A 921-nucleotide genomic window follows, 5' to 3' on the forward strand; every position below is an offset into this window, starting at 1 on the left:
CATCCGCCAGGCCAAGCCGCTGGCCCTCAAGGACGCCCTCAGTGAGGTTGAGGTCCTTGCCGAGCTGCGGAAGCTCGCGGCGAAGAACAAGACTGCCGTGCAGATGATCGGCCAGGGCTACTACGACACGGTCACGCCTGCGGTGATCCGGCGGAACATCCTCGAAGCCCCGGCCTGGTACACCGCCTACACCCCGTACCAGCCCGAAATCTCCCAGGGCCGGCTCGAAGCGCTCCTGAACTTCCAGACCATGGTCCAGGACCTGGTGGGCCTGCCCATCGCGAACGCGTCGCTGCTCGATGAAGCCACCGCCGTCGCCGAGGCCGTACTGATGATGCGCCGGGCGAACAAGACCAAGGAGGCCCGCGACGGCAAGACGGTCCTGGATGCCGACTGCCTGCCGCAGACCATCGCCATCGTCAAGGGCCGCGCCGAGGCCCTCGGGTTTGAGGTGGAGGTCGCCGACCTCTCCAAGGGCTTGCCCGACGGCGTTATCAACGGTGTGGTGCTGCAGCAGCCTGGTGTTTCCGGCCGGGTCTTCAACCACGCCGACGTGATCGCGGCTGCCAAGGAACGCGGCGCGCTCGTCACGGTCGCCGCCGACCTGCTGGCGCTGACGCTGATCACCCCGCCCGGGGAGCAGGGCGCGGACATCGCGGTCGGCTCCACCCAGCGTTTTGGTGTGCCGTTGTTCTTCGGCGGCCCGCACGCCGCGTACATGGCGGTGGCGAAGGGCCTGGAACGTTCCATGCCGGGCCGCCTCGTCGGAGTCTCCAAGGACGACGCCGGGACCCCCGCGTACCGCCTGGCGCTGCAGACCCGTGAGCAGCACATCCGCCGCGAGAAGGCCACGTCCAACATCTGCACCGCGCAGGCACTGTTGGCCATCGTCTCCTCGTTCTACGCCGTCTACCACGGCCC

General features: G+C 68.3%; 1 protein-coding gene. It reads left to right on the forward strand.

What is annotated here, in order from left to right; all coding sequences use genetic code 11:
• Positions 1 to 921, forward strand: a 921-nt coding sequence (locus tag CXR02_RS21865; RefSeq protein ID WP_368784610.1) for a glycine dehydrogenase, incomplete at both ends; no start/stop codon positions are given.

The organism is Arthrobacter sp. 4R501 (assembly GCF_002929755.1).
Lineage (GTDB): Bacteria > Actinomycetota > Actinomycetes > Actinomycetales > Micrococcaceae > Arthrobacter.